Origin of the sequence: Vibrio pomeroyi, from assembly GCF_024347595.1 — a bacterium.
GTDB classification, from domain to species: domain Bacteria; phylum Pseudomonadota; class Gammaproteobacteria; order Enterobacterales; family Vibrionaceae; genus Vibrio; species Vibrio pomeroyi.
Genome location: NZ_AP025506.1, coordinates 1168045 through 1193604 on the forward strand (window position 1 = coordinate 1168045; position 25560 = coordinate 1193604).

22 protein-coding genes are annotated in these 25560 nt (G+C 44.5%); 16 read left to right on the forward strand and 6 right to left on the reverse strand.

Annotation, left to right across the window (positions count from 1 at the left end; genetic code table 11):
• Nucleotides 1–48: 48 nt before the first annotated feature.
• Complete coding sequence (mfd, locus tag OCV12_RS05250) at nt 49–3510, reverse strand: transcription-repair coupling factor (protein WP_261885531.1); 3462 nt, start codon at nt 3508–3510, stop codon at nt 49–51.
• 6 nt (nt 3511–3516) lie between these two features.
• Entirely contained in the window at nt 3517–4086 is a 570-nt protein-coding gene (locus tag OCV12_RS05255; protein ID WP_048669044.1) for a hypothetical protein, read from the reverse strand.
• Between the two features lie 227 nt (nt 4087–4313).
• Between OCV12_RS05255 and lolC the strand changes: the two genes are divergently transcribed.
• The 3 genes from lolC to lolE are packed head-to-tail and all read left to right on the forward strand — an operon-like array spanning nt 4314 to nt 7452.
• Nucleotides 4314–5522, forward strand: coding sequence for a lipoprotein-releasing ABC transporter permease subunit LolC (gene lolC / locus OCV12_RS05260; protein WP_261885532.1), 1209 nt, complete (start codon nt 4314–4316; stop codon nt 5520–5522).
• Nucleotides 5515–6207: a lipoprotein-releasing ABC transporter ATP-binding protein LolD gene (lolD, locus tag OCV12_RS05265; RefSeq protein ID WP_261885533.1), complete on the forward strand. Its 693-nt coding sequence runs from the start codon at nt 5515–5517 to the stop codon at nt 6205–6207. Before lolC ends, lolD begins: the two co-directional genes overlap by 8 nt.
• Nucleotides 6208–7452 (forward strand): lipoprotein-releasing ABC transporter permease subunit LolE, encoded by a 1245-nt coding sequence (gene lolE, locus OCV12_RS05270; RefSeq protein ID WP_261885534.1) that lies wholly within the window; start codon nt 6208–6210, stop codon nt 7450–7452. It abuts the gene before it with no gap.
• A 224-nt stretch (nt 7453–7676) separates the two neighbouring features.
• Here lolE and OCV12_RS05275 read toward each other — a convergent pair whose 3' ends face one another.
• Complete coding sequence (locus OCV12_RS05275; protein WP_017631697.1) at nt 7677–8189, reverse strand: DUF2062 domain-containing protein; 513 nt, start codon at nt 8187–8189, stop codon at nt 7677–7679.
• Between the two features lie 17 nt (nt 8190–8206).
• On the opposite strand from OCV12_RS05275, the gene OCV12_RS05280 reads away from it, so the two are divergent.
• The 11 genes from OCV12_RS05280 (at nt 8207) to pyrF (ending at nt 19772) form a co-directional block, all read left to right on the forward strand.
• On the forward strand, nt 8207–10528 hold the full coding sequence (locus OCV12_RS05280) for a DNA internalization-related competence protein ComEC/Rec2 (protein ID WP_261885535.1): 2322 nt from the start codon (nt 8207–8209) through the stop codon (nt 10526–10528).
• Between the two features lie 31 nt (nt 10529–10559).
• Nucleotides 10560–12308 carry a lipid A ABC transporter ATP-binding protein/permease MsbA gene (msbA, locus tag OCV12_RS05285; RefSeq protein WP_261885536.1) on the forward strand — a complete coding sequence of 583 codons (1749 nt, stop codon included), beginning with the start codon at nt 10560–10562 and terminating at the stop codon, nt 12306–12308.
• Nucleotides 12309–12323: 15 nt separating this feature from the next.
• Nucleotides 12324–13331, forward strand: coding sequence for a tetraacyldisaccharide 4'-kinase (gene lpxK / locus OCV12_RS05290; RefSeq protein WP_261885537.1), 1008 nt, complete (start codon nt 12324–12326; stop codon nt 13329–13331).
• Nucleotides 13312–13491 carry a Trm112 family protein gene (locus OCV12_RS05295; protein WP_176681649.1) on the forward strand — a complete coding sequence of 60 codons (180 nt, stop codon included), beginning with the start codon at nt 13312–13314 and terminating at the stop codon, nt 13489–13491. The genes lpxK and OCV12_RS05295 overlap by 20 nt, the downstream gene beginning before the upstream one ends.
• Nucleotides 13491–14237, forward strand: coding sequence for a 3-deoxy-manno-octulosonate cytidylyltransferase (gene kdsB / locus OCV12_RS05300; RefSeq protein WP_017086094.1), 747 nt, complete (start codon nt 13491–13493; stop codon nt 14235–14237). The genes OCV12_RS05295 and kdsB overlap by 1 nt, the downstream gene beginning before the upstream one ends.
• 276 nt (nt 14238–14513) lie before the next feature.
• The gene (cmk, locus tag OCV12_RS05305; protein ID WP_017060237.1) at nt 14514–15194 is read left to right on the forward strand and encodes a (d)CMP kinase; all 681 of its coding nucleotides are present in this window, start codon (nt 14514–14516) and stop codon (nt 15192–15194) included.
• 106 nt (nt 15195–15300) lie between these two features.
• On the forward strand, nt 15301–16971 hold the full coding sequence (gene rpsA / locus OCV12_RS05310; protein ID WP_061031784.1) for a 30S ribosomal protein S1: 1671 nt from the start codon (nt 15301–15303) through the stop codon (nt 16969–16971).
• A gap of 100 nt (nt 16972–17071) precedes the next feature.
• Nucleotides 17072–17356, forward strand: coding sequence for an integration host factor subunit beta (gene ihfB / locus OCV12_RS05315; protein ID WP_017060238.1), 285 nt, complete (start codon nt 17072–17074; stop codon nt 17354–17356).
• A gap of 129 nt (nt 17357–17485) precedes the next feature.
• Nucleotides 17486–17758: a LapA family protein gene (locus OCV12_RS05320; protein WP_010439925.1), complete on the forward strand. Its 273-nt coding sequence runs from the start codon at nt 17486–17488 to the stop codon at nt 17756–17758.
• A gap of 12 nt (nt 17759–17770) precedes the next feature.
• Nucleotides 17771–18946, forward strand: coding sequence for a lipopolysaccharide assembly protein LapB (lapB, locus tag OCV12_RS05325; protein ID WP_016769333.1), 1176 nt, complete (start codon nt 17771–17773; stop codon nt 18944–18946).
• A gap of 130 nt (nt 18947–19076) precedes the next feature.
• Nucleotides 19077–19772: an orotidine-5'-phosphate decarboxylase gene (gene pyrF / locus OCV12_RS05330; protein ID WP_017078954.1), complete on the forward strand. Its 696-nt coding sequence runs from the start codon at nt 19077–19079 to the stop codon at nt 19770–19772.
• A gap of 100 nt (nt 19773–19872) precedes the next feature.
• Here pyrF and miaE read toward each other — a convergent pair whose 3' ends face one another.
• The 3 genes from miaE to OCV12_RS05345 form a co-directional block, all read right to left on the reverse strand.
• A complete protein-coding gene (gene miaE, locus OCV12_RS05335; RefSeq protein ID WP_315972795.1) occupies nt 19873–20667 on the reverse strand; it encodes a tRNA isopentenyl-2-thiomethyl-A-37 hydroxylase MiaE in 795 nt (264 codons plus the stop codon).
• 286 nt (nt 20668–20953) lie between these two features.
• Nucleotides 20954–21967, reverse strand: a complete 1014-nt coding sequence (locus OCV12_RS05340) for an IS110 family RNA-guided transposase (protein ID WP_261885538.1) — start codon at nt 21965–21967, stop codon at nt 20954–20956.
• Nucleotides 21968–22088: 121 nt separating this feature from the next.
• Nucleotides 22089–22853: a hypothetical protein gene (locus OCV12_RS05345; RefSeq protein WP_017629879.1), complete on the reverse strand. Its 765-nt coding sequence runs from the start codon at nt 22851–22853 to the stop codon at nt 22089–22091.
• A gap of 322 nt (nt 22854–23175) precedes the next feature.
• On the opposite strand from OCV12_RS05345, the gene cysB reads away from it, so the two are divergent.
• Both cysB and OCV12_RS05355 read left to right on the forward strand, forming a co-directional pair.
• Nucleotides 23176–24150 (forward strand): HTH-type transcriptional regulator CysB, encoded by a 975-nt coding sequence (cysB, locus tag OCV12_RS05350; protein ID WP_004741986.1) that lies wholly within the window; start codon nt 23176–23178, stop codon nt 24148–24150.
• Between the two features lie 149 nt (nt 24151–24299).
• Nucleotides 24300–25499: a methyltransferase gene (locus OCV12_RS05355; RefSeq protein WP_261885539.1), complete on the forward strand. Its 1200-nt coding sequence runs from the start codon at nt 24300–24302 to the stop codon at nt 25497–25499.
• Nucleotides 25500–25560: the final 61 nt, after the last annotated feature.

Genomic DNA, 25560 nt, shown 5'->3' on the forward strand with positions numbered 1-25560 from the left:
CAGCCGAACTACCGGCTGGATAATTTATATGTGCAAGTGGATTGGGACTTATGCTGAAGGCAGCAAGTTCTGTCTGAATTCGCCCAATAAATCACTAACAAATTGAATTCGTTTCCGTCTGTCGACCAATGGTATCGTAAACTTGAACTTAGTTGGTCCTTCCATTGAAAACTTTTGCGGTTGAGATTGCAACAGTTTAACAAGGTAGGCCGGGTTTATGTCAGCATCCGGGTAGAATTCTAAGAATCCGCCCTTATCGTGAGCTTCAATTTTCTTAGCTTTGATAGACGCAGCCGCTAATTTAAGCTCAGAAACTGACAACAAGTTCTTGGTGGCATCTGGAAGGATACCGAAGCGATCGATCAACTCAACTTTAAGCTCAGCCAATTCATCGGTATCACTCACGCTCGCAATACGTTTGTAGGTTGATAAACGTGTGTTGATGTCTGGGATATAGTCATCTGGCAATAGAGCCGGCAAGCGCATTTCAATCTCAGTTTGCTCACGCAATAGGTCATCAAGTGAAGGCTCGCGACCTTCTTTCAATGCCTCTACTGCTTGCTCAAGCATCTCCATGTACAAGGTGAAACCAACCGACTGGATCTGACCACTCTGCTCATCACCCAATAGTTCACCAGCACCACGAATCTCTAAGTCGTGAGTTGCGAGGGTGAAACCCGCGCCCAAGTCTTCCAGAGAGGCAATCGCGTCTAGTCGCTTGATTGCATCTTTGGTCATCGCCTTTGGATGTGGCGTTAACAAGTAAGCATAAGCTTGGTGGTGAGAACGACCTACACGGCCGCGCAATTGGTGCAGTTGTGCCAAACCAAGGTTATCGGCTCTGTCCATTAAGATGGTATTCGCCGTTGGAACATCGATACCGGTCTCAATGATGGTTGTACACACCAGAAGGTTAAAACGCTGGTGGTAGAAGTCATTCATTATACGTTCTAGTTCGCGCTCTCGCATTTGACCATGAGCCACAGTTACGCGCGCTTCTGGAATCAGTTTCTGTAGTGACTCAGCCGTTTTCTCTATCGTATCAACTTGGTTGTGTAGGAAGTACACCTGCCCACCACGCATGATTTCACGCAGTACCGCTTCTCTCACCACTGCATCATCACTTTGACGAACAAAGGTTTTGATTGCTAAGCGTCGTGCAGGAGGCGTTGCGATGATAGACAAGTCACGCATGCCACTCATCGCCATATTTAGCGTTCGTGGAATAGGCGTTGCAGTTAACGTTAAGATGTCGACATCTGCACGCATCGCTTTCACTTTCTCTTTCTGACGTACACCAAAGCGGTGTTCTTCATCGACAACCAACAAGCCAAGATCTTTGAACTTAATATCGCTAGAAAGTAGCTTGTGAGTACCGACCAAGATATCGACCTTACCGTCGGCGACATCTTGCATGATTAATTTCTGCTCTTTAGCTGATTTGAATCGAGACAGAACTTCGACACGAATCGGCAAGTTGGCAAAACGGTCGCGGAAGTTTTCGAAGTGTTGTTGAGCAAGTAGGGTGGTAGGAACTAACACTGCCACTTGTTTGCTGTTATCAGTGCATACAAACGCTGCGCGCATCGCCACTTCTGTCTTACCAAAACCAACATCACCACACACTAGGCGGTCCATGGCTTTTGCTTGGCACATGTCAGACATAACCGCATTAATTGCCATTGCTTGGTCATCGGTTTCTTCAAACGGGAAGTCAGATTTGAAGGTTGCGTATTGACCGCGATCCAATACAAATTTGTAACCCGGTTTGAGTTCACGCTTGGCGTAAACATCAAGTAGCTCTGCGGCAACGTCACGCACTTTTTCAGCGGCACGTTTACGCGCTTTTTGCCAGGCTTCGCCACCGAGTTTATGCAGTGGTGCAGAGTCTTCAGCTCCGCCAGAGTAGCGTCCAATGAGGTTCAAAGAAGCAACAGGCACGTACAACTTGGCATCATTTTGATACTCAAGGGTTACGTATTCGGTTTTCATGCCACCGGCTTCGAGAGTCTGCAGGCCGATGTAGCGACCAATACCGTGGTCAATGTGAACAACAGGCTGACCCGGTTTCAATTCCGCAAGGTGACGAATTACCGTGTCGCTGTTGACGCTTTTCTTATCTTTCTTACGACGCTGAACAACACGATCGCCAAGTAAGTCGCTTTCACAGATAAGTGCAATGTTTTGTTCTTCATGGATAAAGCCGTGTTCAGCTGAACCAAGAATGAGGCTGAACTTGTCTTTCGCTTTAATGGCAGCATCGAGGTTTTCAACTTCACTTGGTCGTACTTTAATACCACGAAGTAGTTCACTCAGTGCTTCACGACGACCTTCTGATTCAACCGAAAATACCACTTTGCCATCGAAGGCCTCTGTGAACTTTCTTAGGTTAGCTAAAGGCTCTTTATTTTGATGTTGAACGCTAAGGTCAGGCAATGACACGACAGGCAAGTTGGTGCGGCCTGCTTTTTCTTCAATCGACTCTAGGCTTAGGTTGACCTGTGGCTTCTGTTTGAAGTGAGCGAACAGCTCGTCTTTCTTCAACCAAAGTTGCTCAGGTGTCAGCAGTGGTCGTAGTGGATCAACACCACGTTGCTCGTATCTATGAGCGACATCAGCAAGGAAAGAATCAACAGCGGTTTCTACATCACCCAGAACCAAGAGTTGCGCTTCGTCGGCAACATAGTCAAAAAGCGTTTCTGTGTGATCGAAGAACAGCGGTTGCCAATACTCAATACCAGCTGGCCATGTGCCTTTAGATACCTGCATATAAACCGATTCTGGTTCACGGCGTGCATCAAACTGTTGGCGCCAACGAATACGGAAATCTTCAATTGCTGTTTCCGAGGTTGGGAATTCGTGAGCAGGTAACAGGCGGATCTCAGAGATGTCTTCGATAGAACGTTGGTTTTCAGGATCGAAGGTACGAATGGTATCGATCTCATCATCGAAGAAGTCGATGCGATACGGGTCTTTACTGCCCATTGGGAACAGGTCAAGAATCGAACCACGACTTGCGTATTCACCCGGACCAAACACTTGATCTACGTAACGATAGCCTGATTTTTCAAGCTGCAGGCGCAGTTTCTCTAAAGAGTAAAGATCGCCTGTTTTCACCATTAGGGTGTGTTGCAGCAAAAAGTCACGCGGTGATTGGCGCTGAAGTAGCGTGCTAATCGGTACGATCGTGATGCCGTCTTTTAATGTCGGTAAGGCATAAAGGCGTGCAATACGATCTGAAATGATCTCTTGGTGTGGAGAAAAGCTGTCGTAAGGCAGTGTTTCCCAGTCTGGGAATAGTGCGACTTCATGTGCCGTAAACTGTTCAATTTCAGATTGCAGCTTCAGAGCGACTTGTGGGTCTGGTACTGCAAGTACGGTATGGCTGTTGTGCTGCTCTGCGAGTTTAGCGATGGCCAGAGCGAGAGACGAACCGACTAGGTTACCGATGTGCTTTTTGTCACCGGCTCCTTTGAGTGTAGGTAGTGTAAAAATAGATTGTTTGGTCATGTTAATTTACTTGTTATCTCGTTCTAGAGAGCGTTGACGCAAAAGTTTCTGTTGTTGATGAAGTGCCGCTTTAATTAGCAGGTCTTGGTCAGTATCGCGAAGATGAGCGTATTTGAAGTTGATTTCGAAACCTGAATCTTTAGGTTGGCTCGCAAACACTTCCGCATAGCAATAAATGGCTGCGGCTGGGTGTTCTAGGAACAGTTTAGCTTTTACCAAACGTCCCGCTTCGATATCTGTTTTTGAAAAACAGGAAAATTGACTCGCACCGAAAGAGTAGGTGTGAGTACGAAACTTCTCTTCATCTTGCTGTGATAACATAAAGCTCAACAACAGGTTTAATTTAGAGTTCTGTGCATCCAATAAACTGGTGACATTCTTCAAGTCGCTGTTTTTCAGTTCAGCGCGAGCACTGTCGGCTAACAGGTCCAATTGGCTAAATTCACTCGCCACAACGAAAGGGGCAGGGATCTCGGATTCGAACTGAATTTGAGAAGGTAAAGTGAAGTTACTTTCCATTGGTTCTATATTAGCGGTAAGGCTGTGGTGAACGGTGAAAAACTCTTGTTCTGTCATGCGTTAGTTCCTTGAAGTGATCTATTGATTATCGCTATGTGGCCGCAGTAATCAAGGTCAGTTAATTGAAAGTCTCAAATAGTTGTTTGAAATATCGCTATTTGACAAGGTTCTGTTTTTGAAGCCTAACTAATTGAGTTAATTCACTCTATATTTTCAATTAACCCCTACACAGTAACAGCAATACCCGTTACATTAACCCGCATCCCTTTTTGATGGTTCAAAGTATGTTTCATCCTATTTCAATGTTTGTTGGCCTGCGTTATTTGAAAGGCCGTTCAGGTGATCGCTTTAGCCGTTTTGTTTCTTACATGTCGACGGCAGGTATCACCATTGGTGTGCTGTCTTTGATTACTGTTTTATCGGTAATGAATGGATTCGAAGCGCAATTAAAAGACCGAATTCTCGGCGTTCTGCCTCAGGCTGTGGTCTACGAGCAAGGGGGCACGACCTCACTTTCTGAAAAAGCCCCAAGCTTCGCAGAACAGATCTCGCTTAATGGCCACGTCGAACCGATTGTACGTAGTGAGGCGGTGATTCAGAGCCCGGCTCAATTGTCGGCTGGTCTTTTGATAGGTATCGAGCCAAATTCCGATGACCCTCTTCAGGACCACTTAATTGCAGGTCGCTTATCTTCACTCAAAGCAGGGCAATATCAGCTGTTCCTTGGTCATACTTTGGCGAGAAACTTGAAAGTATCCATGGGCGATAAAGTTCGTCTAATGGTGACCAGCGCGAGTCAATACACACCATTAGGGCGTATTCCAAGCCAACGAAATTTCACCGTAGCCGGTATCTTTAACACGGGTTCGGATATTGATGCTCAGCTCATGGTAAGCAACATTCAAGATGCAGGGCGTTTGATGCGTTACAAGTCAGACACCATTTCAGGCTGGCGATTGTTTTTTGATGACCCGTTTGAAGTCGCGGAGCTATCAAATCAACTGTTGCCAGATGGCTGGTTGTGGAGTGATTGGCGTGACCAACGCGGCGAGCTGTTCCAAGCCGTGCGCATGGAGAAAAACATGATGGGCTTGATGCTTGGGCTGATCATCGGTGTTGCTGCATTCAATATTATCTCTGCACTGATTATGGTGGTGATGGAGAAGCAATCTGAAGTTGCGATTCTTAAAACCCAAGGTATGACTGATGGTCAAGTAATGGGTATCTTTATGGTTCAAGGTGCAAGTAGCGGCGTGATTGGTGCGCTCTCAGGTGGCGTGTTAGGCGTTGTCTTGGCCATGAACTTGAATACTATCTTAGAGGCGATGGGTGTTGCTCTGTTCTCGTTTGGTGGTCAACTGCCAATAATGATTAACCCAATTCAAATCGCAGTTGTTGTGGTTCTGGCTATTGCACTTAGCTTGATTGCCACTGTTTTCCCTTCTTATCGTGCATCGTCTGTGAAACCTGCTGAGGCCCTTCGTTATGAGTAATTTTCTTCAATGTAATGATATCCGTAAAACGTACCGTGAAGGCTCGTTGGATACCGAAGTCCTTAAAGGTGTTAGCTTTGACATTGAGAAAGGGGAACTGGTCTCGATCATCGGTACCTCTGGTTCAGGTAAAAGTACGCTACTGCATATATTAGGCGCTTTAGATGATGCCTCTGCGGGCAGTGTGAGTTTTCTTGGTCAAGATTTAGCGTCTTTAAGTTCGAACAAGCAAGCTAAGCTGCGCAACCAGCACCTTGGTTTTGTTTATCAATTCCACCATCTGCTTTCTGATTTTTCTGCACTAGAAAACGTAGCTATGCCGTTACTTATCGGCGGCGAGAAACCTGCGAAAGCAAAACAAGAAGCACAACTGTTACTTGATAAAGTCGGGCTGAGTCATCGTGTTGATCATCGACCTTCTGAACTTTCTGGTGGTGAAAGACAGCGTGTGGCAATTGCTCGTGCATTGGTAAATAAACCAGCTTTAGTTTTAGCTGATGAACCGACGGGTAACCTTGATCATAACACTGCGCTTTCTATATACGACTTAATGCGTGAGCTCAACCGTGAATACGATACTGCTTTCTTGGTGGTAACCCATGATGGTGAGCTCGCTGGCAAGATGGATCGTCAACTGCACATGCAAGATGGTTTGTTGGTTAACGTAGAAAAAGAGGAGGGCTAAGTGTTTTCTTCTTTATCTCTATTGATAGGCGGCCGCTTTAGTCGAGCCAAACAACGAGACAAGATGGTGTCGTTCATCTCTTTGTCTTCGACAATTGGCATTGCGGTTGGTGTTGCGGTGATCATTATTGGTTTGTCGGCCATGAATGGTTTCGAACGTGAGCTTGAATCGCGTGTGCTTTCTGTTATTCCACACGGTGAGTTTGAGGGCGTGAATGAACCAGTCACTCGCTGGGAACATGTGATTGAACAGTCAGAGAAACACGACAAGGTTGTGGCAGCAGCGCCTTATGTGAAAATTACGGCGCTTGCTGAAAAGGGCAAAGAGCTGAAAGCGATTGAAGTGCGCGGTGTTGATCCTAAGCGTGAGCAAGAAGTATCAAGCCTGTCTAACTTTATCGATAAACAAGCTTGGAGTGAATTTAAAGCAGGGCAACAGCAGATCATCTTAGGCTCCGGTGTTGCGAATGTGCTCGGCGCTAAAGTCGGTGATTACCTAACCCTGATGATTCCAACTGTGAACGGTACGGTGAAGGTTCAAGCGCCAAAACGAGTTCGAGTCAAAGTGGTTGGTCTGCTGACTCTTAATGGCCAGATTGATCACAGCTTGGCTTTGATCCCTCTTGGTGATGCTCAGGTTTACGCAAACCTAGGTGAAGCGGTGACAGGTGTTTCTTTGAAAGTAACCGATGTACTGAATGCCAACTCGATTGTGCGTGAAGTCGGCAATCAGCTAGATGTGTATGTGTATCTGCGCAGTTGGCAACAGAAGTTTGGTTTCTTATACCGAGATATTCAGCTGGTTCGCACCATCATGTACCTAGTTATGGTGCTAGTAATCGGTGTGGCTTGTTTCAATATTGTCTCGACTTTGATGATGGCAGTAAAAGACAGAGCATCAGAGATAGCGATACTACGAACCATGGGCGCATCTGATGGATTGGTAAAACGCATCTTTGTTTGGCAGGGCGTATTCTCGGGAGTGTTAGGTAGCTTAGTTGGTAGTGCATTTGGTGTTTTAGTCGCCCTTAATCTAACCACGATTATAAAAGGGCTTGAGAAGTTGATCGACCATCAGTTCCTATCGGGCGATATCTACTTTGTCGACTTCCTGCCATCACAGCTGAACATGACGGATGTTATTGTCGTGTCCGGTACTGCGATTGTTTTAAGTTTATTGGCGACATGGTACCCAGCATCGCGAGCAGCGAAGTTGAACCCTGCCTCGGTGTTAAGTTCTAAATAATGGTAGCTCTATATAACATTCGCTTCTAATAACAAATAAATTGTCTTTCTCTAGATGCAAAAAAGGATCCCCGATGGGATCCTTTTTTATTGAATTCAAATTGCATTTCTTACGACTTTTCTTACATGCCATTGTTGCAGAGGTAAGCTGTTCATCTGATTTCTTCTTGTTTCCGTTTTACTCGGATCGGATACAAGGGTAGATCTAAAAACAGAGTAGGTCGCTTAGTACCTTGCTTTTCGTTTCTTCCAGCTTCTCACTACTGAGTAACGCCATAAGCCGCGAATACCAAAGTAGCCAATCATCGCTGAAACCACGCCACAAATCAGACAACCTAGTAGGAACGGAGGTCCTATCGTGCTCATTTGCGCCAAGATAAAGTCCCAAGACAACTCGAAGTGAAAGGCTTGAGGTGGCACATGCATCACAAACGCCCCGACTTTATACGCAAAGTAGAAGAGTACAGGCATGGTGACCGGGTTGCTGATCCAAACAAGAGCGACAGACAAGGGTAGATTAACGCCGCATGCGACAGCGAGGCCTGCAGACATAATCATTTGACTTGGTAGAGGGACAAACGCCATGAATAACCCAACAGCAAACGCGCCAGCCGCAGAGCGACGATTAAGGCACCATAAGTTGGGGTTGTACAAAACATTGCCAAAAACTTTCAATGCTTTCTGACGCTTGATGAGCTCATGGTCAGGCATAAATCGTTTGATAAACTTTCTTGGCATAGGAGGAAGCTACTCTCTTGTTTAACACTTGGTTCTTGATTTCATTCGCTGCGACAGTTGTGTCTGCCAGCTTTTGGCCTGTGATGCCACATCGGGTTTGGGCACCATTGATACTGTTGTTACTGATAGCATCAATAAAGTATAGCGTTTTCCGGAGTGCAAGAGGTCCAGTAACAGCATTGATACTAGTTATCTGCCTAGGGAATGCAATTGAAATACAAACGAATCGATTATTCCAATCAGGGCAGAATACTACCATAAATGCGTCGGTTGTTAGCCTTTTTAGTGAAAATAGCCACGGTTTTGAAAGCGTAATAGTAGTCAGAACAATTGGCGGCGAAAAATTAATCTTTCCTCAATTGATAAAATTGCGGTTGTTTACGCCTTTCAAGTTGACGCTCGGAGATGAAGTTTATTTGTCGGCTTCAATAAAGCCCGTTTGGGGCAAGCTCAACGAGGCGGGCTTTGATCTGGAAAAGTATCTGTTCAGTGAGGGGGTTGTGGCTAATGTCACTTACCGAGCAGGTACTGGATATCGGATTCACTCTAGCACCAACTTGCGCTCTCAGTGGTTTGAGAGCAGCCTACAAAGGCTAAATAGGCTGGCCAACACCGATCTTATTGTGGCACTGAGCTTTGGTTATCGAGAACTCATTCACCCTCAGCGATGGGACTTGCTTAAAAGTAGCGGGTTAATTCACTTGATGGCTATTTCAGGGCTCCATATTGGGATTGCTTTTGGCATTGGTTATCAATTGGGGAAGGTCGTCCGATTGATTTCTCCTTCACTGCTCTGGTTACCCACGCTATTTGGTCTTGGTTTGGCCTATTTCTACAGTTGGTTTGCAGGATTTACTTTGCCTACACTCAGAGCTCTGGTGATGTGTGTTCTCGCGAGTTACTTTTTGTGGCGTGGCCAAAGTATCAGTTTGATTCGCTATGTGGCATTGAGCTTGTGTGTGGTTTTGTTGATTTGGCCATTTTCAGCATTATCGAGTAGCTTTTGGCTATCCTTTGGTGCGTTAGGCGCGGTGCTCTACATTGCTTTGAACAACATCTCATCTTCTGCAAGCCCCACCTTTGTCGGCCGAGTATTCAAGCTCATAAAGATACAGTTCCTGTTGACGTTACTAATTGCTCCTTTTTCGATGTTGTTTTTCCAAGGGGTGAGTCTGGTCTCTGTTTTCTATAACCTGCTGTTGCTGCCTTGGGTGTCGATAGTTACGATTCCATTGCTGTTTCTGGCGATGTTTTTGAGCTTGTTCTCCGAATTTTTGTTTGGATCGAATACTTTAACTCATGGTTTCGCTTTTAAGTTGTGGAAGCTGGTTGATTTATCACTGGAACCTTTGGTTTTTAGTCTCCCTTTCTCTGAACAGTTTTGGATTCAGGTGGACAACCACACGAGTGAGCTAATTGTATTCCTGATCGTGTTTTTCGGTTTTGTCAGCCGATACATCCAATCGAAGTTATCAATATTAACAGTCTCTGTATTTATATTGTGGTGGGAACTTAACGAATCCAAATCAGATAGTTTCACCATTGATATCTTGGATGTTGGACACGGACTGTCTTTGGTTTTAGAAAAGAACAATCAAGTTGTGGTTTATGACCTTGGTAATGCATGGCCGGGTGGGTCGATTGTCGAATCTTTGTTGATCCCTACATTAAATAGTAGAGGCATAAGAGATATCGAAGGTGTGATAATCAGCCACTTTGATTCAGACCATGCTGGTGGCTATCCCGCATTACTTGACAGTTACGATCCTAAGTGGATAAGAACCAGTCAGAACATTAGCCTACAAACTCAACCTATCACTCAAGCTCAGTCTAATATTCAAGCATGTACTATTGGAGAGGCTTGGAACTGGCAGGGCATTAAGTTTGAGGTGCTGTGGCCTCCCAAACAAGTGAAGAGGGCATATAACCCGCACTCTTGTGTTGTCAGAATATATGAGTCAAACTCAGGGTTTTCGATGCTGTTAACGGGTGATATCGAACTAGTAAGTGAGTGGTTACTTGCTCGTCAAGGTGAACGACTTAAAAGTTATGCCATGTTGGTTCCGCATCATGGTAGCGATTCGTCATCGATTAAGCCGTTTATTGAGGCTGTGTCACCTCAGTTGTCGATAGCTTCTCTAGGCAAAGGAAATCAATGGGGAATGCCGAGCGAATCGGTGATTGCACGTTATCAAGAAGTGGGGAGCACCTGGCTTGATACAGGAGAAAGCGGACAAATAACCATCACTCTCACCCAAGAAGGTTGGCAATATCATACGATTAGAGAGGAACAAGGCAGGCAGTGGTATAGGCAGATGCTCCGTAAGGGAGTAGAATAGACAGATTATTGTGAGAAAATTAAGCGATTCTATGTCAACACAAACAGATGAAACTACCTGGGTCACGTTTAAAAGACTTTGGACTTATATTCGACTATATAAGGCTGGCCTTGGTGTTGCGGTTATTGCGCTTATTATAAATGCCGTCTCTGATACCTATATGATTTCCTTACTAAAGCCGTTACTTGATGAAGGCTTTGGTAATGCTGAATCTGACTTTTTACGCACGCTTCCAATCATTATCTTTGCCATGATGTTCATTCGTGGTGTCAGTGGTTTCGTCTCAACCTATTGCTTGAGCTGGGTTTCTGGCAATGTGGTTATGGAAATTCGTCGAAAAATTTTCAGTCATTTCATGCATATGCCTGTTTCTTTCTTCGATAAAGAACAGACGGGTGCGCTGTTATCTCGAATTACTTACGATTCAGAGCAAGTGTCTGCCGCAACAAGCAAAGCGCTAGTAAGCATTGTACGTGAAGGTGCAAGTATTATTGGTTTGCTAACATTGATGTTCTGGAACAGCTGGCAGTTGTCTTTGGTTCTATTTGCGGTTGCTCCCCTTGTTGCGTGGGCGATCAGCATCGTATCGAAGCGATTTAGAAAGATTTCTAAAAATATGCAAACCAGCATGGGTCACGTTGCTTCTTCAGCTGAACAAATGTTGAAAGGCCACAAGGTGGTTCTCACTTACGGTGGTCAGGATCTAGAAAAACACCGCTTTGACAAAGTGAGTAACCAGATGCGTCAACAAAGCATGAAGCTAGTAACGGCACAAGCAGCTGCGAACCCGATCATTCAAATGATCGCTTCAGTGGCGATTGTGGTGGTTCTTGTGCTTGCGAGTGTTGATTCTATCAAGGCTGAGCTAACGCCAGGTACGTTCACGGTTGTGTTCTCAGCAATGTTTGGTTTAATGCGTCCACTAAAAGCGCTAACGAACGTAACGTCTGAATTCCAACGCGGTATGGCAGCTAGCACAACTCTGTTTGGTTTGATGGATCTAGATACTGAGCAAAACACAGGTACGTTGAAGCCTAAAACGGTGACTGGTGAGGTTGCTGTCAAAGATGTGACGTTTACTTATGATGGTGCAGAGAAACCTGCTCTCGATAAGGTCAGCTTTAATATACCGAAAGGTAAGACGGTCGCACTTGTCGGCCGTTCAGGCTCGGGTAAGAGTACTATTGCTAACCTGTTTACTCGTTTCTATGACGTAGATTCGGGCTCTATCGAATTGGATGGGCACGACATTCGCGATTATGAACTGAGAAACCTACGTGAGCATTTTGCTCTGGTTTCTCAAAATGTTCACCTGTTTAACGATACGGTCGCGAACAACATCGCGTATGCCGCAGAAGAGCAATATACTCGCGAACAGATTGAACATGCGGCTAAACTTGCTCATGCAAGTGAGTTTATTGAAGGCATGGAAAATGGCATCGATACCGTTGTTGGTGAAAATGGCGCGAGCCTTTCTGGCGGTCAACGACAGCGTATTGCAATTGCACGTGCTCTATTAAGAGATGCACCTGTGCTGATTCTTGATGAGGCGACGTCTGCATTGGATACTGAATCAGAGAGAGCGATTCAGTCTGCATTGGAAGAACTACAAAAAGATAAGACTGTGTTGGTGATTGCTCACCGTCTATCGACTATCGAGCAAGCCGATGAGATCTTAGTGGTTGATGATGGCCAAATTGTAGAAAGAGGCGCACACGCAGAACTTATTGAACATGACGGTGCGTACGCGCAGCTGCACCGAATTCAGTTCAGCGGATAAGATTAGGTCGTTGTTGTGATCGAAAAGATTTGGTTTAACAATCATCCGTTGAAATATCTACTTTGGCCACTTCTGTGGCCACTGAGTCAGCTGTTCAAAATGATCAGTAGTCAACGTCGTGATGCGTACCTTTCTGGTAAAAAAGAGACCTATCGACCACCTCTGCCAGTGATTGTTGTTGGCAACATAACCGCTGGTGGGAACGGTAAAACACCCGTTGTGATCTGGTTGGTTGAGATGCTGCAAGCCAATGGCTTTAAACCTGGTGTGGTGTCTCGAGGTTATGGAGCTAAAGCGCCAAACTATCCACTTGTGCTAGACGAAAATACACCAGCCGAACATTCGGGTGATGAGCCTCGTTTGATTCGCAAGCGAACCGGTTGCCCTGTTGCGGTTGACCCTGTACGTGCGAATGCCGTAAAGGCTTTGCTGAGTGAAGGTGTTAATGTCATTATCACTGATGATGGGTTACAGCATTATGCACTTGAACGCGACATTGAATTTTCAGTTATTGACGGTGCAAGACGTTTCGGTAATGAGAGCCTGATTCCCCTCGGTCCATTACGAGAGCCAGTATCACGTTTAGATGATGTTGATTTTTTGATTAACAATGGCGGAAAGGCGCAAGGGCGAGAGCTCTCAATGTCTTTGCTACCAAGCCAAGCAGTCAATCTAAAAACTGGTCAGAAAGTATCGGTTGCTGAATTACCAAAGCTGGTGGCTTTTGCAGGAATAGGTCATCCGCCACGCTTTTTTAAAACATTAGATGATCTTGCTGGTGATGTGGTTTTCACACAAGGCTTCGCCGATCATCAGGATTTTGATAAAGATGAACTTCATGCCTTAGCAAAGAAAGGTATGAATATGATTATGACAGAAAAAGACGCTGTTAAATGCGGAGAATATGCTCAAGATAACTGGTGGTATCTTCCAGTTTCTGCACAGTTCGATGAAGGTTCGCAACAGCAAATTTTAAAAAGAATAAATGAGGTTATGGAATACTATGGATCACCGTCTGCTTGAGATCGTTGCTTGCCCTGTATGTAAAGGTAAACTAACTTATGACAAGGATAAGCAAGAGCTTGTTTGTAAAATCGATCGCTTAGCTTACCCAATCAAAGAGGGTATTCCTGTTCTTCTTGAACCTGAAGCTCGCACTCTTTCAATGGACGAGGGCAAATAATGTCTTACACGGTTGTTATACCGGCAAGATACCAATCGAGCCGTTTGCCAGGTAAGCCTTTGGCTGACATTGGCGGCAAGCCGATGATTCAATGGGTATACGAACAGTCAATGAAGGCAGGTGCTGATAACGTTATTATCGCTACCGATGACGCTCGAGTTGAAAAAGCGGCGAAAGCATTTGGTGCAACCGTTTGTATGACATCACCGAATCATGAATCAGGTACTGAGCGCTTAGCTGAAGTGATTGAGGTAATGAAGATTCCTGATGACCACATCATAGTGAATGTTCAAGGTGATGAGCCACTTATCCCGCCTGCCATTATTAATCAAGTGGCGAATAACCTCGCAAACAGCACCGCACCAATGGCAACGTTAGGCGTAGAAATTACTCACGCTGATGAAGTGTTTAATCCTAACGCTGTAAAAGTCGTGACGGATAAAGACGGTTACGCACTGTATTTTAGTCGTGCGACGATTCCTTGGGATCGCGATGCTTACGCGAACAACGGTACAGCTGCGGAATCTCCTTTGCTTCGTCATATTGGTATCTACGCTTACCGAGCGGGTTTCATCAATACGTACATCAATTGGGAACCAAGTACTTTGGAACGCATTGAGTGCCTAGAGCAACTTCGCGTACTTTGGTACGGAGAGAAGATCCACGTTGACGTTGCGGTTGAAGCGCCTGCAGCGGGTGTCGATACCCCTGAAGACCTAGAAGCGGTTCGCGCCATCATTGGTTAAGCGTCTTTGAGCGAACACTTCTTTGCGCTATGAAGTGCAAAATCATGAGCCTTGCTTATTGCGAGGCTTTTTTATGCCGATAGAAAATGTTTGCGTGTCTTATTGACCTAAGCTAGTGGATATTGAGTCGGTTGCATTCGTCAATGCATCATCAACTCTGAATTATCTGAGATTTACCTCGCTCGACTTCCAATTTTTCTCTATAATATGCCGCCTATAAAGTAGTGGCGAATCGCTAGTACAGAATAAAACTTACGACAAAACGTGGAGTAAAAGATGCCTTCTCAAAGCCCAGTGATTACGGTTGATGGACCAAGTGGTGCAGGTAAAGGTACCCTGTGTATGTTGCTAGCAGATAAGCTAGGCTTTCATCTTCTAGACTCAGGTGCGATCTATCGCGTACTGGCATTAGCGGCAATTCATCACGGTGTAGATACTGAATCAGAAGACGCTTTAGTACCTCTTGCAACTCACTTAGACGTGCAGTTTATTGCTGAAGGCGACCTAGTTAAGGTTATCTTAGAAGGCGAAGACGTGTCGGGTGAACTTCGTAAAGAAGAGACTGGCATGGCGGCCTCGAAAGTAGCGGCTTTACCTCGCGTTCGTGAAGCTCTGCTTCGTCGTCAGCGTGCATTCAGCGCAGCGCCTGGCCTAGTGGCTGATGGCCGTGACATGGGAACGGTTGTGTTCCCTGAAGCTGAAGCAAAAATATTTTTAGATGCAAGTGCAGAAGAGCGTGCGAGTCGCCGCCTTAAACAGTTGCAACAGAAGGGGTTAGATGTTAAATTTGACGACCTTTTGAGCGAGATCCAAGAGCGAGACGACCGAGATCGTAATCGCCCAGTGGCGCCACTTCGCCCTGCAGAGGATGCTCTAGTGCTTGATTCCACCTCAATGAATATTGAGCAGGTAGTAGAAAAAGCACTACACTATATTGAATCGAAACTAGCTGGGTAATTCTACCCGGCTGGCAAGAACGTTGGTCGCAAGGATGATGACCGGCGAATTTATCAACCCCATGCGGTAGGATACCCATGGACGTTTAATTATTGAAGATTAAATAATGACTGAATCTTTTGCTCAACTCTTTGAAGAGTTTCTAAACGAAACAGAATTCCAACAAGGCAGCATCGTTAAAGGTACTGTAGTAGCTATCGAGAACGGTTTCGTTCTTGTAGACGCTGGTCTTAAGTCTGAATCTGCTATCCCTGCTGAACAATTCAAGAACGCTGCTGGCGAACTTGAAGTTGAAGTTGGTGCTGAAGTAGACGTAGCTCTAGACGCTGTTGAAGATGGTTTCGGTGAGACTCAACTTTCTCGTGAGAAAGCTAAGCGCCACGAAGCTTGGATCGTACTTGAGAAAGCTTGCGAAGAAGCTGAAACTGTTGTTGGTATCATCAACGGTAAAGTTAAAGGCGGTTTCACTGTTGAACTTAACGGTATCCGTGCTTTCCTTCCAGGTTCTCTAGTAGACGTACGTCCTATCCGTGACACTGCTCACCTAGAAAACAAAGAGCTAGAGTTCAAAGTAATCAAGCTAGACCAGAAGCGTAACAACGTTGTTGTTTCTCGTCGTGCTGTTATCGAATCTGAAAACAGTGTTGAGCGTGACGAACTTCTTGAAACTCTACAAGAAGGTACTGAAGTTAAAGGTATCGTTAAGAACCTTACTGACTACGGTGCATTCGTTGACCTTGGCGGTGTTGACGGTCTTCTACATATCACAGATATGGCTTGGAAGCGCGTTAAGCACCCATCAGAGATCGTTAACGTTGGTGACGAAATCCTAGTTAAAGTTCTTAAGTTCGATCGTGAGCGCACTCGTGTTTCACTAGGTCTTAAGCAACTAGGCGAAGATCCATGGGTAGCAATCGCTAAGCGTTACCCAGAAGGTCACAAGCTTTCTGGTCGTGTTACTAACCTAACTGACTACGGCTGCTTCGTTGAAATCGAAGAAGGCGTTGAAGGTCTAGTACACGTTTCTGAAATGGATTGGACTAACAAGAACATCCACCCTTCTAAAGTTGTTAATGTTGGCGACGAAGTTGAGGTTATGGTTCTTGATATCGACGAAGAACGTCGTCGTATCTCTCTAGGTCTGAAACAGTGTAAAGCTAACCCATGGCAGTCATTTGCAGAAATGCAAGCTAAGGGCGACAAAGTTACTGGTAAGATCAAGTCTATCACTGACTTTGGTATCTTCATCGGTCTAGAAGGCGGTATCGACGGTCTTGTACACCTATCTGACATTTCTTGGAATGTTGCTGGCGAAGACGCTGTACGTGAGTACAAGAAAGGCGACGAAATCTCAGCAGTTGTTCTAGCAGTAGATGCAGAGCGTGAGCGTATTTCTCTTGGCGTTAAGCAAATGGAAAACGACCCGTTCAACGCATACGTTGCTGACAACAAGAAAGGTGTTCTTGTAAACGGTACTGTTACTGCAGTTGACGCGAAAGGCGCTACTATCGAGCTAATCGAAGGCGTTGAAGGTTACATCCGCGCTTCTGAAGTTTCTCGCGATCGTATCGAAGATGCATCTCTAATCCTAAGCGTTGGCGACAGCGTTGAAGCGAAGTTCACTGGTGTAGACCGTAAGAACCGCGTAATCAACCTATCTATCAAAGCTAAAGATGAAGCTGATGAGCAAGAAGCAATGGCTTCACTGAACAAGTCTGAAGAAGGCGCGTTCGGTAACGCAATGGCAGACGCATTCAAAGCTGCTAAAGGCGAATAATTTAATTTTTCGCTAAGAAAGGAGCCGTAAGGCTCCTTTTTTTTTGCTTATTTTTCCGATAGGTCTATAATTTCTAAAAAGAAAACCAACGAGGGTAACTATGACTAAGTCTGAATTGATTGAAAGACTGTGCGCTGAGCAAACGCATCTTTCTGCAAAAGAAATTGAAGACGCTGTAAAAGACATTTTAGAGCATATGGCTTCAACACTAGAAAGTGGTGATCGAATCGAAATTCGCGGTTTTGGCAGCTTTTCTCTGCATTATCGTGAGCCTCGTGTTGGACGTAACCCAAAGACTGGTGACAAAGTAGAGTTAGAAGGTAAATACGTTCCTCACTTCAAACCAGGTAAAGAGCTGCGTGAACGAGTAAACTCAGGAATGTAGTCTACTTATCGGAATTAAGAAAAGCGGCATACTATAATGTATGCCGCTTTTTTATGACCATAATATGGTGGTCTGATTAGTAATTTTCCTGCATAATCGTACAGCTAACCAACCAATGAGTGATGAACTATGAAAATTATAAAAATAGTCGCCGTTATCGCACTTTTCCTAATTGCACTGGCTTTAGGCTCTCAAAACCAAACAACTGTGAATTTCAACTATCTGCTTGCACAAGGTGACTTCCACCTATCAAGTTTATTAGGTGTTGTATTCGTTTCTGGCTTTGGCCTTGCTTGGTTAGTCTTTGGTAACATGCACATGCGGTCTCAGCTAAAAATTCATCGCTTGAAGAAGCAACTCAATAAGCAATCAAAGCAGGTCGCTGCTGATACTAAAGCTTAAAGGCTATATTTGATGTTAGAGTTACTGTTCTTACTTTTGCCTATCGCAGCCGCTTATGGTTGGTATATGGGTAATCGTAACGCTCAGCAAGAAAAACAAAAACAATCACACCAGATCTCCCGTCAATACGTGACGGGTTTGAACCTATTACTGTCAGACCAATCTGACAAGGCGGTTGATCACTTCATCGAGCTACTTCAAGTAGACAATGAAACCATCGATACTCACTTGGCTTTGGGCAACTTGTTCCGTTCAAGAGGCGAAGTCGACCGCGCGATTCGCATTCACCAAAATCTTATCTCTCGTTCGGGATTAACTCTCGATCAGAAAAACCTCGCATTGCAACAATTAGCTAAAGACTATATGGTCTCTGGCTTTCTTGATCGCGCCGAAAAAATCTTTGAACAGCTTGTAGAAGAACCCGACCATAAAGAGGGTGCACTGCAACAGTTGGTTGCTATTTATCAGCAAACACGTGAGTGGAACAAAGCGATCCATTACGGAAATATCTTAGTTAAACTCGGTAAGAAGAAAATGAAGATGCGTGCCACAGTCGCGCATTTCTGGTGTGAGCTTGCGATGCAAGAACAAGCCGACGGTAACCGCTCTAAGGCACTTCAACACTTCAAGAAAGCTCTGTCTGAGGACCCTAAATGTGTTCGTGCTAGTATTGCTTTAGGTAAGTTCCATTTAGCGAACGAAGATTACCAAAAGACCATCGATTGTCTTGAATCGGTACTTGAGCAAGATATCGACTTCATTAGTGAAGTGTTGCCAACACTTGCTGAGTGTTACCACAAGCTTGGACAAGAAGCTCAACTGGTCGAATTCCTTAAAGCGTGTATCCAGAAGAAAGCTGGCGTATCTGCGGAACTGATGCTTGCTCAATTGGTTGCTCACCATGAAGATGTTGGCTCTGCTCAAGAACTACTGACCAAGCAACTTGTTAAAAACCCAACCATGAAAGGTTTTTATCGATTAATCGATTACCACCTAGCAGAAGCAGAAGAAGGTCGAGCGAAAGATAGCTTAACCACGCTTCAATCCATGGTTGGTGAGCAGCTTAAAGTTAAGCCTCATTACCGTTGCCGCCAGTGTGGTTTCTCAACACACTCAATGTATTGGCACTGTCCTTCATGTAAAGGGTGGGGGACGATCAAGCCTATTCGTGGGCTTGATGGTGAATAGATTTGTGGTCATTTTAAGACCAAATTTTTAATTGCAGCTTTCGGGCTGCATTTTTATGACTGTTATTTATCACCTGCTATGTGTAGGTGAGTAAATATTTTGTAGAAAGTTAACTGCGTTAGGAGATGAAATGAACGACCAAAAAATCATTGTAGCCTTGGATTATGACAACCAAGCGGATGCGTTAGCCTTCGTTGATCGTATTGACCCAGCATCTTGCCGCTTAAAAGTCGGTAAAGAGATGTTTACCTTGTTTGGCCCTGAGTTTGTTCGTGAATTACATAAGCGTGGTTTCTCAGTATTCTTAGACCTTAAATTCCACGACATCCCTAACACATGTTCAAAAGCAGTGCGTGCTGCTGCTGAGCTTGGTGTATGGATGGTGAACGTACACGCAAGTGGCGGTGAGCGTATGATGACGGCTTCTCGTGAAATCTTAGAACCGTATGGTAAAGATCGTCCGCTGCTTATCGGTGTGACAGTACTAACCAGTATGGAGCAGTCTGATCTAGCAGGTATCGGTTTAGACCTGGAGCCACAACAGCAAGTAATGCGCTTGGCTTCTCTTACTAAAAACTCTGGTCTAGACGGTGTGGTATGTTCAGCACAAGAGGCTTCATTGTTGAAAGGTGCACTTGGTCAGGAGTTCAAACTAGTGACTCCAGGTATTCGTCCTGTGGGTGCCGATGTTGGTGACCAGAAGCGTATCATGACGCCTTCTAAAGCGATTGAGTCGGGTTCTGACTACCTTGTTATCGGTCGTCCAATTACTCAAGCTATAGACCCTGCAGCGGTTCTTGCTGAGATTAACGGTACTCTGGCTTAAGTTTCTTTTCTAAGCTAATGATACGAATAAAGAAGGCCAGCAAGTTGCTGGCCTTCTTGTTTGCGATAAACAGAACTCATTTGTACTAGACTGGTTTAACTTAAACCGGTGCACCACTATGGAATTTAAAGTCACTGTCTTCTGAAGTAATCAGGTCAGCTTCCACTTGAGCAAAGTGTGCGATACGTTCAGAGATATCTTTACCAGCGATCTGCTCTGCTAGCTCAAGGTAATCTTGATAATGACGGGCTTCTGAGCGAAGTAGAGACACGTAAAACTTCGCCATGTCTTCTTCTAAGAAAGGAGCTAATTTAGCGAAGCGTTCACAAGAACGAGCTTCAATAAACGCACCGATGATCAGCTTATCAACTAGCGCGTCTGGCTCGTAAGTTTTAACTTGCTTGATCAATCCTTTCGCGTAACGACCCGCTTCAATCGGTTGGTAAGTCACGCCTTTCTTTTCCATCAATTCCATCACTTGATAGAAATGGTGCAATTCTTCTTTAATCAGTAGAACCATTTTGTCGATAAGGTCAGCACCGTAATTACAGCCTTCTTTCGCTGTGATTTGCTTTGATACGTTGCTCTTACCACGAAGTGACTCTAGATCTCCAATACGGCGGTAAGCAAACTGCTCGTATGGCAAGATCCACTCATTCAGTTGCTTGGCGCTTTCTTTATCAACCGCGTACTTGCGGATAAGGAACAGAGCGTTTTGAGCTGCTTTTAGCTCACAAAGCATGTGATCACGAAGAATGATGTGAAGGTTTTCTGGCTTTTTGGCTTCATCGATCCATGAATCTGGCGTTTCAGCTTTAAGAAAGGAGTGAATTGGAGCTAATAGTTCTTGATACATGGTCGGGGCAAGTTTGTTGATAATGCGGGATTTTATCACAGCTCACTAGATCTCCCTATACAGAGAAAGGAAATTAACTAGGTACAAAAATGTATGGTCCGCCCCGTTATTGCAACTACAATTAAGTAATAACGGAGTTGGTTTGCGCTAATGTATTCGGAGTCCTTGTTGGGAGCACTAGCTTCCCAGCTCCACGATGATATCCGCGCCAGATTATCCTTAAAAAGCCCAAAGCATTGATTGCTATTTTTTGTGTCAGGTTCTTAATCTGGCCGATTGACCGTTTTTGTCATCACGTTCATTGGCGTTGCAAACTTGGTTATAGCTAAACAGCCTTAAAAGCTTGGCGGTGGTATAACACCGCCCAAGCTATCCTCACTAGCTTGTTGGCTAATGCGACTACCACTACATTAAATGGTTTGGTGGCTCGTAGGTTCGCAAGCCACTCTCCGAACACTTTCCCTGTCGTCTCTAGTCTAGAGAGTACAGCCCTTGCCCCATGGACAAACAGAGTTCTGAGGTGTTTATTCCCTCGTTTACTCATACCAAGTAGTTTGGTCTTTCCTCCCGTTGAGAATTGCCTTGGCACAAGCCCCAACCAAGCCGCCATCTCACGGCCATTGGTAAAGTTATTCGGAGAGCTTACATCGGCTATACACAATGTGGAGGTAAGATCGCCAATTCCAGGGATAGTTTTTAATAATTGAGCACTTTCATTGTTATTAACAATAGTTTGAAGCTTGTTATCTTGAGTTTTGATTTGTTCATTAAGGTACTTGTAATGTTCGTGGATAGATATCAATTCACATAGCAAGCTTTTTGGTAATGAGACGGTTTGTTCAGCTAACCATTGAAACAGAGACTTCATCTTTGCATGCCCTTTGGGAAAGCTAAGGCCGAACTCAAGTAAGATCGCGCCGATCCGCGACATAGTGGCAGTTCTCTCCTTGATATAACTATCTCTGACTCGATGAATCGCTGCGATGACTTGAGCCTCTTCACTTTTTACAGCTACAAACCTCATGGTCGGTCGACCCGCAGCCTCTGCGATCGCTGAAGCATCGATGAAATCGTTTTTATTGCCTTTGACATAAGGCTTTACATACTGAGGAGGAATAAGTCGGGGTTGATGACCAAGTTCACCACACTTTCGAGCAAGCCAATGAGCACCGCCACAGGCTTCGAAAGCAATAGTTGTTGGTTCTATTTTACTAAGAAAGATTAAGAGTTGGTTACGATTAAATTTACGACGAAGCACCTCCACTCCACAACGGTTATGTGCGATAGCATGGAAGCAATGTTTACCTAGGTCGATACCTAAAATATGAATAGAAGACATATGGTTCACCTCATTCTGAGAGCCTACTCTAAGCTTAAGGGCTTGAGAGTGAGGCGGACCATATAATTAAGGCCGCCTATTTAAGTAAATAAGGCGGCCTTTTCTTGTTTGGGTTAGACGATTACCATTTCTTCTTCTGACCGAATAGGGCATCCATATCGTCGTCACGCTCTTTAGATTCCATCTGTTGCAAATCTTGCGCGTTTTTATCTTGGCGCTTCTGATCAAGGTCGTTAAGCATCTGCTGAAGCTTCTCTTTTGCTTGATTAGAGTATGAGTCGTTTTTGGTTGCTAACGCATCAATACCTTTACGCAGTAACTGAATCGCTGTGCCTGGTTGGCCGCGTGAAATTGAGTCGTTTGCACGTTTGATAACGTTCTCGATGTTAATGCGAATTTGAATTGTCTCAAGACGAGCGTTCTCAACCACATAAGCTTGGGTTTCAAAACGACCTTTGTTGTGTTCATTACGAACTGTATCGCGAAGGCGTTTGACTAGCTTAAGCATCATGATCGCTTGCTTATCACTGCTTGGCACGCGGAAAGCTGTACTTTCGCCACCTTGGTAGTTCTCTTTAAGCTGAGTGATTTGCTGCTTTACGCTTTCGATACGTTGAGCGAGTTGCTTATTTTTAGGGTCGAGCTGATACATGTTTTCTAATGCATCAAGAATTCGATTATTTAAGCATACAAGAAGATCTTGGCTAAACGGCATATGGTGAGCATTGCCAATCAGCTCTTCAGTTCCGTCAATAATGGTTAGATAACGAGAAGCTTCCTGTTTCTTCGCTGTTTCTACCTTAACTTTGTATTGAAGCATGATGTTGTAGCCTAAAACCAACACCAAAAGAACGGCTACTAAGGCGATTATTAAACCAATATTCATATATTTGTGTCTGCTTGTTGTTTTCTATAGCTAACTGGAGAGGATACACGATTCCATTATGTATCGGCACTCGTAAATTGCAATTTCTGATTATCTCTTGTTGAGCGCAATCGGCAATCAAAATTTACCAATTAATGTATGAGAATGAGGAGTGGGTTGCAAAGTGTTAGTGATGTTTTTGTTTGTTAAGCTATAAAAGCTCAATTTTTCTGTCATTTTTGTGCTTGAAGCGTTATAACTATTAATTATATTACACGAGACTATAACGCTCTCTTTGCAAATAAGTTAGCACAGAAATGAGTAAAGGATTACGAGGTTAGATATGAAGTTACAGCAACTGAAGTACATTGTTGAGGTTGTAAACCATAACCTAAATGTTTCTGCGACCGCAGAGAGTTTATACACATCTCAGCCAGGCATCAGTAAGCAGGTTAGATTGCTTGAGGATGAGCTGGGTATTCAGATCTTTGAGCGAAGCGGCAAGCACTTAACACAGGTGACTCAAGCTGGCGAGGATATCATTCGTATCTCTCAAGAGATTTTAGCTCGTGTTGAAAGTATTAAAGCGGTAGCGGGTGAGCATACTCATCCTGAGATGGGTACATTGAACATTTCAACGACTCATACCCAAGCACGTTACGCACTTCCTGATGTGATTAAAGGTTTCACAGCACGTTACCCTAAAGTTTCACTTCACATGCACCAAGGTACACCGAGCCAAATGTCTGAGGCCGTGGCGAAAGGGACTGCAAACTTTGCGATTGCGACTGAAGCACTTCATCTTTACCAAGACGCGATCATGCTGCCTTGTTACCACTGGAACCGCTCAATCGTAGTAACCAAAGATCACCCTCTCGCTCAAAAGCAAAATATTACCATTGAAGATCTTGCTGCTTACTCTCTAGTGACCTACGTATTCGGTTTTACTGGCCGTTCTGAGCTTGATACAGCATTTAACAAAGTGGGTCTAACACCACGCGTGGTATTTACAGCAACGGATGCCGATGTAATCAAAACTTATGTTCGTATGGGCATTGGTGTTGGTGTTATCGCGAGTATGGCGATTGACCATGAGCAAGATACCGATTTGGTTGCCATTGATGCAAGCCACCTATTTGGTGCGAGCACGACAAGCATCGGCTTTAGAAAGGGCACTTTCCTGCGTTCTTACATGTTTGATTTCATGGAGCGCTTTGCACCGCACTTAACTCGTCCTGTTGTTGAGCAGGCTATTTCTTTGAAATCTAATGAAGAGATTGAAGAGATGTTTAAAGATATCGAGTTACCTGTTCGTTAATCTCATCGTGCAAATCTATATTCTTATTCGGCCTGTATCTACAGGCCGTTTCTCTTTCTGATTTCGAACTCTCTTTACTGCTCTCTTTTATATCGAGCCTTTCCATTTCCGTTTGTTACCCCTACAATCCTCGCACCATAGGGGGAAGCATGCATTCACGATTTAAAACACTCGATTCATTTCTGCTTGAGCACCAGGTTTACTGGCGTTCAGAGCCTTTTCACCTATGCCAAACCCAGCAACAACCTTGGTTTGATGTGAATCGCCCGCTTGTCGATTGGTTGGATAGCTTGAGTATTGAGAGTATTCAGATTCTAAAAGAGCAGCCTCAAGTGTTGGTAGAAGAGCTTATTGGTTTTCTTCCCGAATTAGAGGAAGCGAATCAAAGCATTCAGTTCACTACCACAGCACTTAAAGGGTTAACACTTCCACGAGGTACCGAAGATGGTATTCCGGGAAGAAAGCTACAACAGATTGTTTCGATGGGCGAGGCTTCGCTTGAACATCATCATGGCAAAGAGTGGCTGGAGTGGTGTTCTGGAAAGGGCTTCCTTGGTCGAATCTTATCTCAACAATCTAAGCAAAAGGTGACCAGTTTCGAGTGGCAGCAATCGCTGTGCGAAAGCGGGCAAAAGATTGCAGATGCACAACGTTTAGAAATGACGTTTGTTCAAGGTGATGCGTTTTCTGAAAGTGCAGATGAGGTATTTAATCCAAATCAACACGCTGTGGCACTGCATGCCTGTGGTGACCTTCATGTTGAGTTGGTTAAAAAATCTGTGTCACATGGTCTACCAGCAGTCACTATCTCTCCTTGTTGTTATCACCTTATTCGTGAAGAAAACTATCAACCAATGTCTTCGGTTGCGAAAAGCTCGGCTTTAACATTGAGCAAGAGTGATTTACGAATCCCACTTCAAGAAACGGTTACTGGTGGTGAAAGAGTAAAGCGACATCGTCAGTTAGAGATGAGCTATCGTTTGGGTTTTAGCCAACTACTTAAGTCTGAACTAAACATCGATGAATACATCCCAGTACCGAGCATCAAAAAATCAGAATTATCTGAAGGGTTTGAATCGTTTTGTCTGTGGGCTTCTGAAGTGAAAGAGTTACCACTTGGTTCGGATATGGATTTTGAATTCTATTTTGCTCAAGGAGAGAAACTTTTCTGGGAAATGGAGAAGCTGAGCTTAGTTCAGCAAGTTTTCAGGCGACCATTGGAGATATGGCTAGCTTTGGATCGCGCTCTTTACCTGAAAGAGCAAGGCTATGAGGCAAGCATCGAAGAGTTTTGTGAACGCAGTGTCACGCCACGAAATCTGTTGATTCATGGTGTTAAGAGCGGCTGATAAATCTCACGAGTATAAGACAAGCTGTTGATCATAGTTCACGAGTGATAGTGCTATAGAT

Coding starts and splice junctions, on each gene's coding strand:
- msbA (WP_261885536.1), top strand. CDS start 10,560: ATGTCAACACAAACAGATGAAACTACCTGGGTCACGTTTAAAAGACTT.
- cysB (WP_004741986.1), top strand. CDS start 23,176: ATGAAGTTACAGCAACTGAAGTACATTGTTGAGGTTGTAAACCATAAC.
- cmk (WP_017060237.1), top strand. CDS start 14,514: ATGCCTTCTCAAAGCCCAGTGATTACGGTTGATGGACCAAGTGGTGCA.
- OCV12_RS05255 (WP_048669044.1), bottom strand. CDS start 4,086: ATGACAGAACAAGAGTTTTTCACCGTTCACCACAGCCTTACCGCTAAT.
- OCV12_RS05355 (WP_261885539.1), top strand. CDS start 24,300: ATGCATTCACGATTTAAAACACTCGATTCATTTCTGCTTGAGCACCAG.
- lolD (WP_261885533.1), top strand. CDS start 5,515: ATGAGTAATTTTCTTCAATGTAATGATATCCGTAAAACGTACCGTGAA.
- lapB (WP_016769333.1), top strand. CDS start 17,771: ATGTTAGAGTTACTGTTCTTACTTTTGCCTATCGCAGCCGCTTATGGT.
- OCV12_RS05345 (WP_017629879.1), bottom strand. CDS start 22,853: ATGAATATTGGTTTAATAATCGCCTTAGTAGCCGTTCTTTTGGTGTTG.
- lolC (WP_261885532.1), top strand. CDS start 4,314: ATGTTTCATCCTATTTCAATGTTTGTTGGCCTGCGTTATTTGAAAGGC.
- OCV12_RS05320 (WP_010439925.1), top strand. CDS start 17,486: ATGAAAATTATAAAAATAGTCGCCGTTATCGCACTTTTCCTAATTGCA.
- ihfB (WP_017060238.1), top strand. CDS start 17,072: ATGACTAAGTCTGAATTGATTGAAAGACTGTGCGCTGAGCAAACGCAT.
- mfd (WP_261885531.1), bottom strand. CDS start 3,510: ATGACCAAACAATCTATTTTTACACTACCTACACTCAAAGGAGCCGGT.
- OCV12_RS05275 (WP_017631697.1), bottom strand. CDS start 8,189: ATGCCAAGAAAGTTTATCAAACGATTTATGCCTGACCATGAGCTCATC.
- kdsB (WP_017086094.1), top strand. CDS start 13,491: ATGTCTTACACGGTTGTTATACCGGCAAGATACCAATCGAGCCGTTTG.
- OCV12_RS05340 (WP_261885538.1), bottom strand. CDS start 21,967: ATGTCTTCTATTCATATTTTAGGTATCGACCTAGGTAAACATTGCTTC.
- OCV12_RS05295 (WP_176681649.1), top strand. CDS start 13,312: ATGGATCACCGTCTGCTTGAGATCGTTGCTTGCCCTGTATGTAAAGGT.
- pyrF (WP_017078954.1), top strand. CDS start 19,077: ATGAACGACCAAAAAATCATTGTAGCCTTGGATTATGACAACCAAGCG.
- rpsA (WP_061031784.1), top strand. CDS start 15,301: ATGACTGAATCTTTTGCTCAACTCTTTGAAGAGTTTCTAAACGAAACA.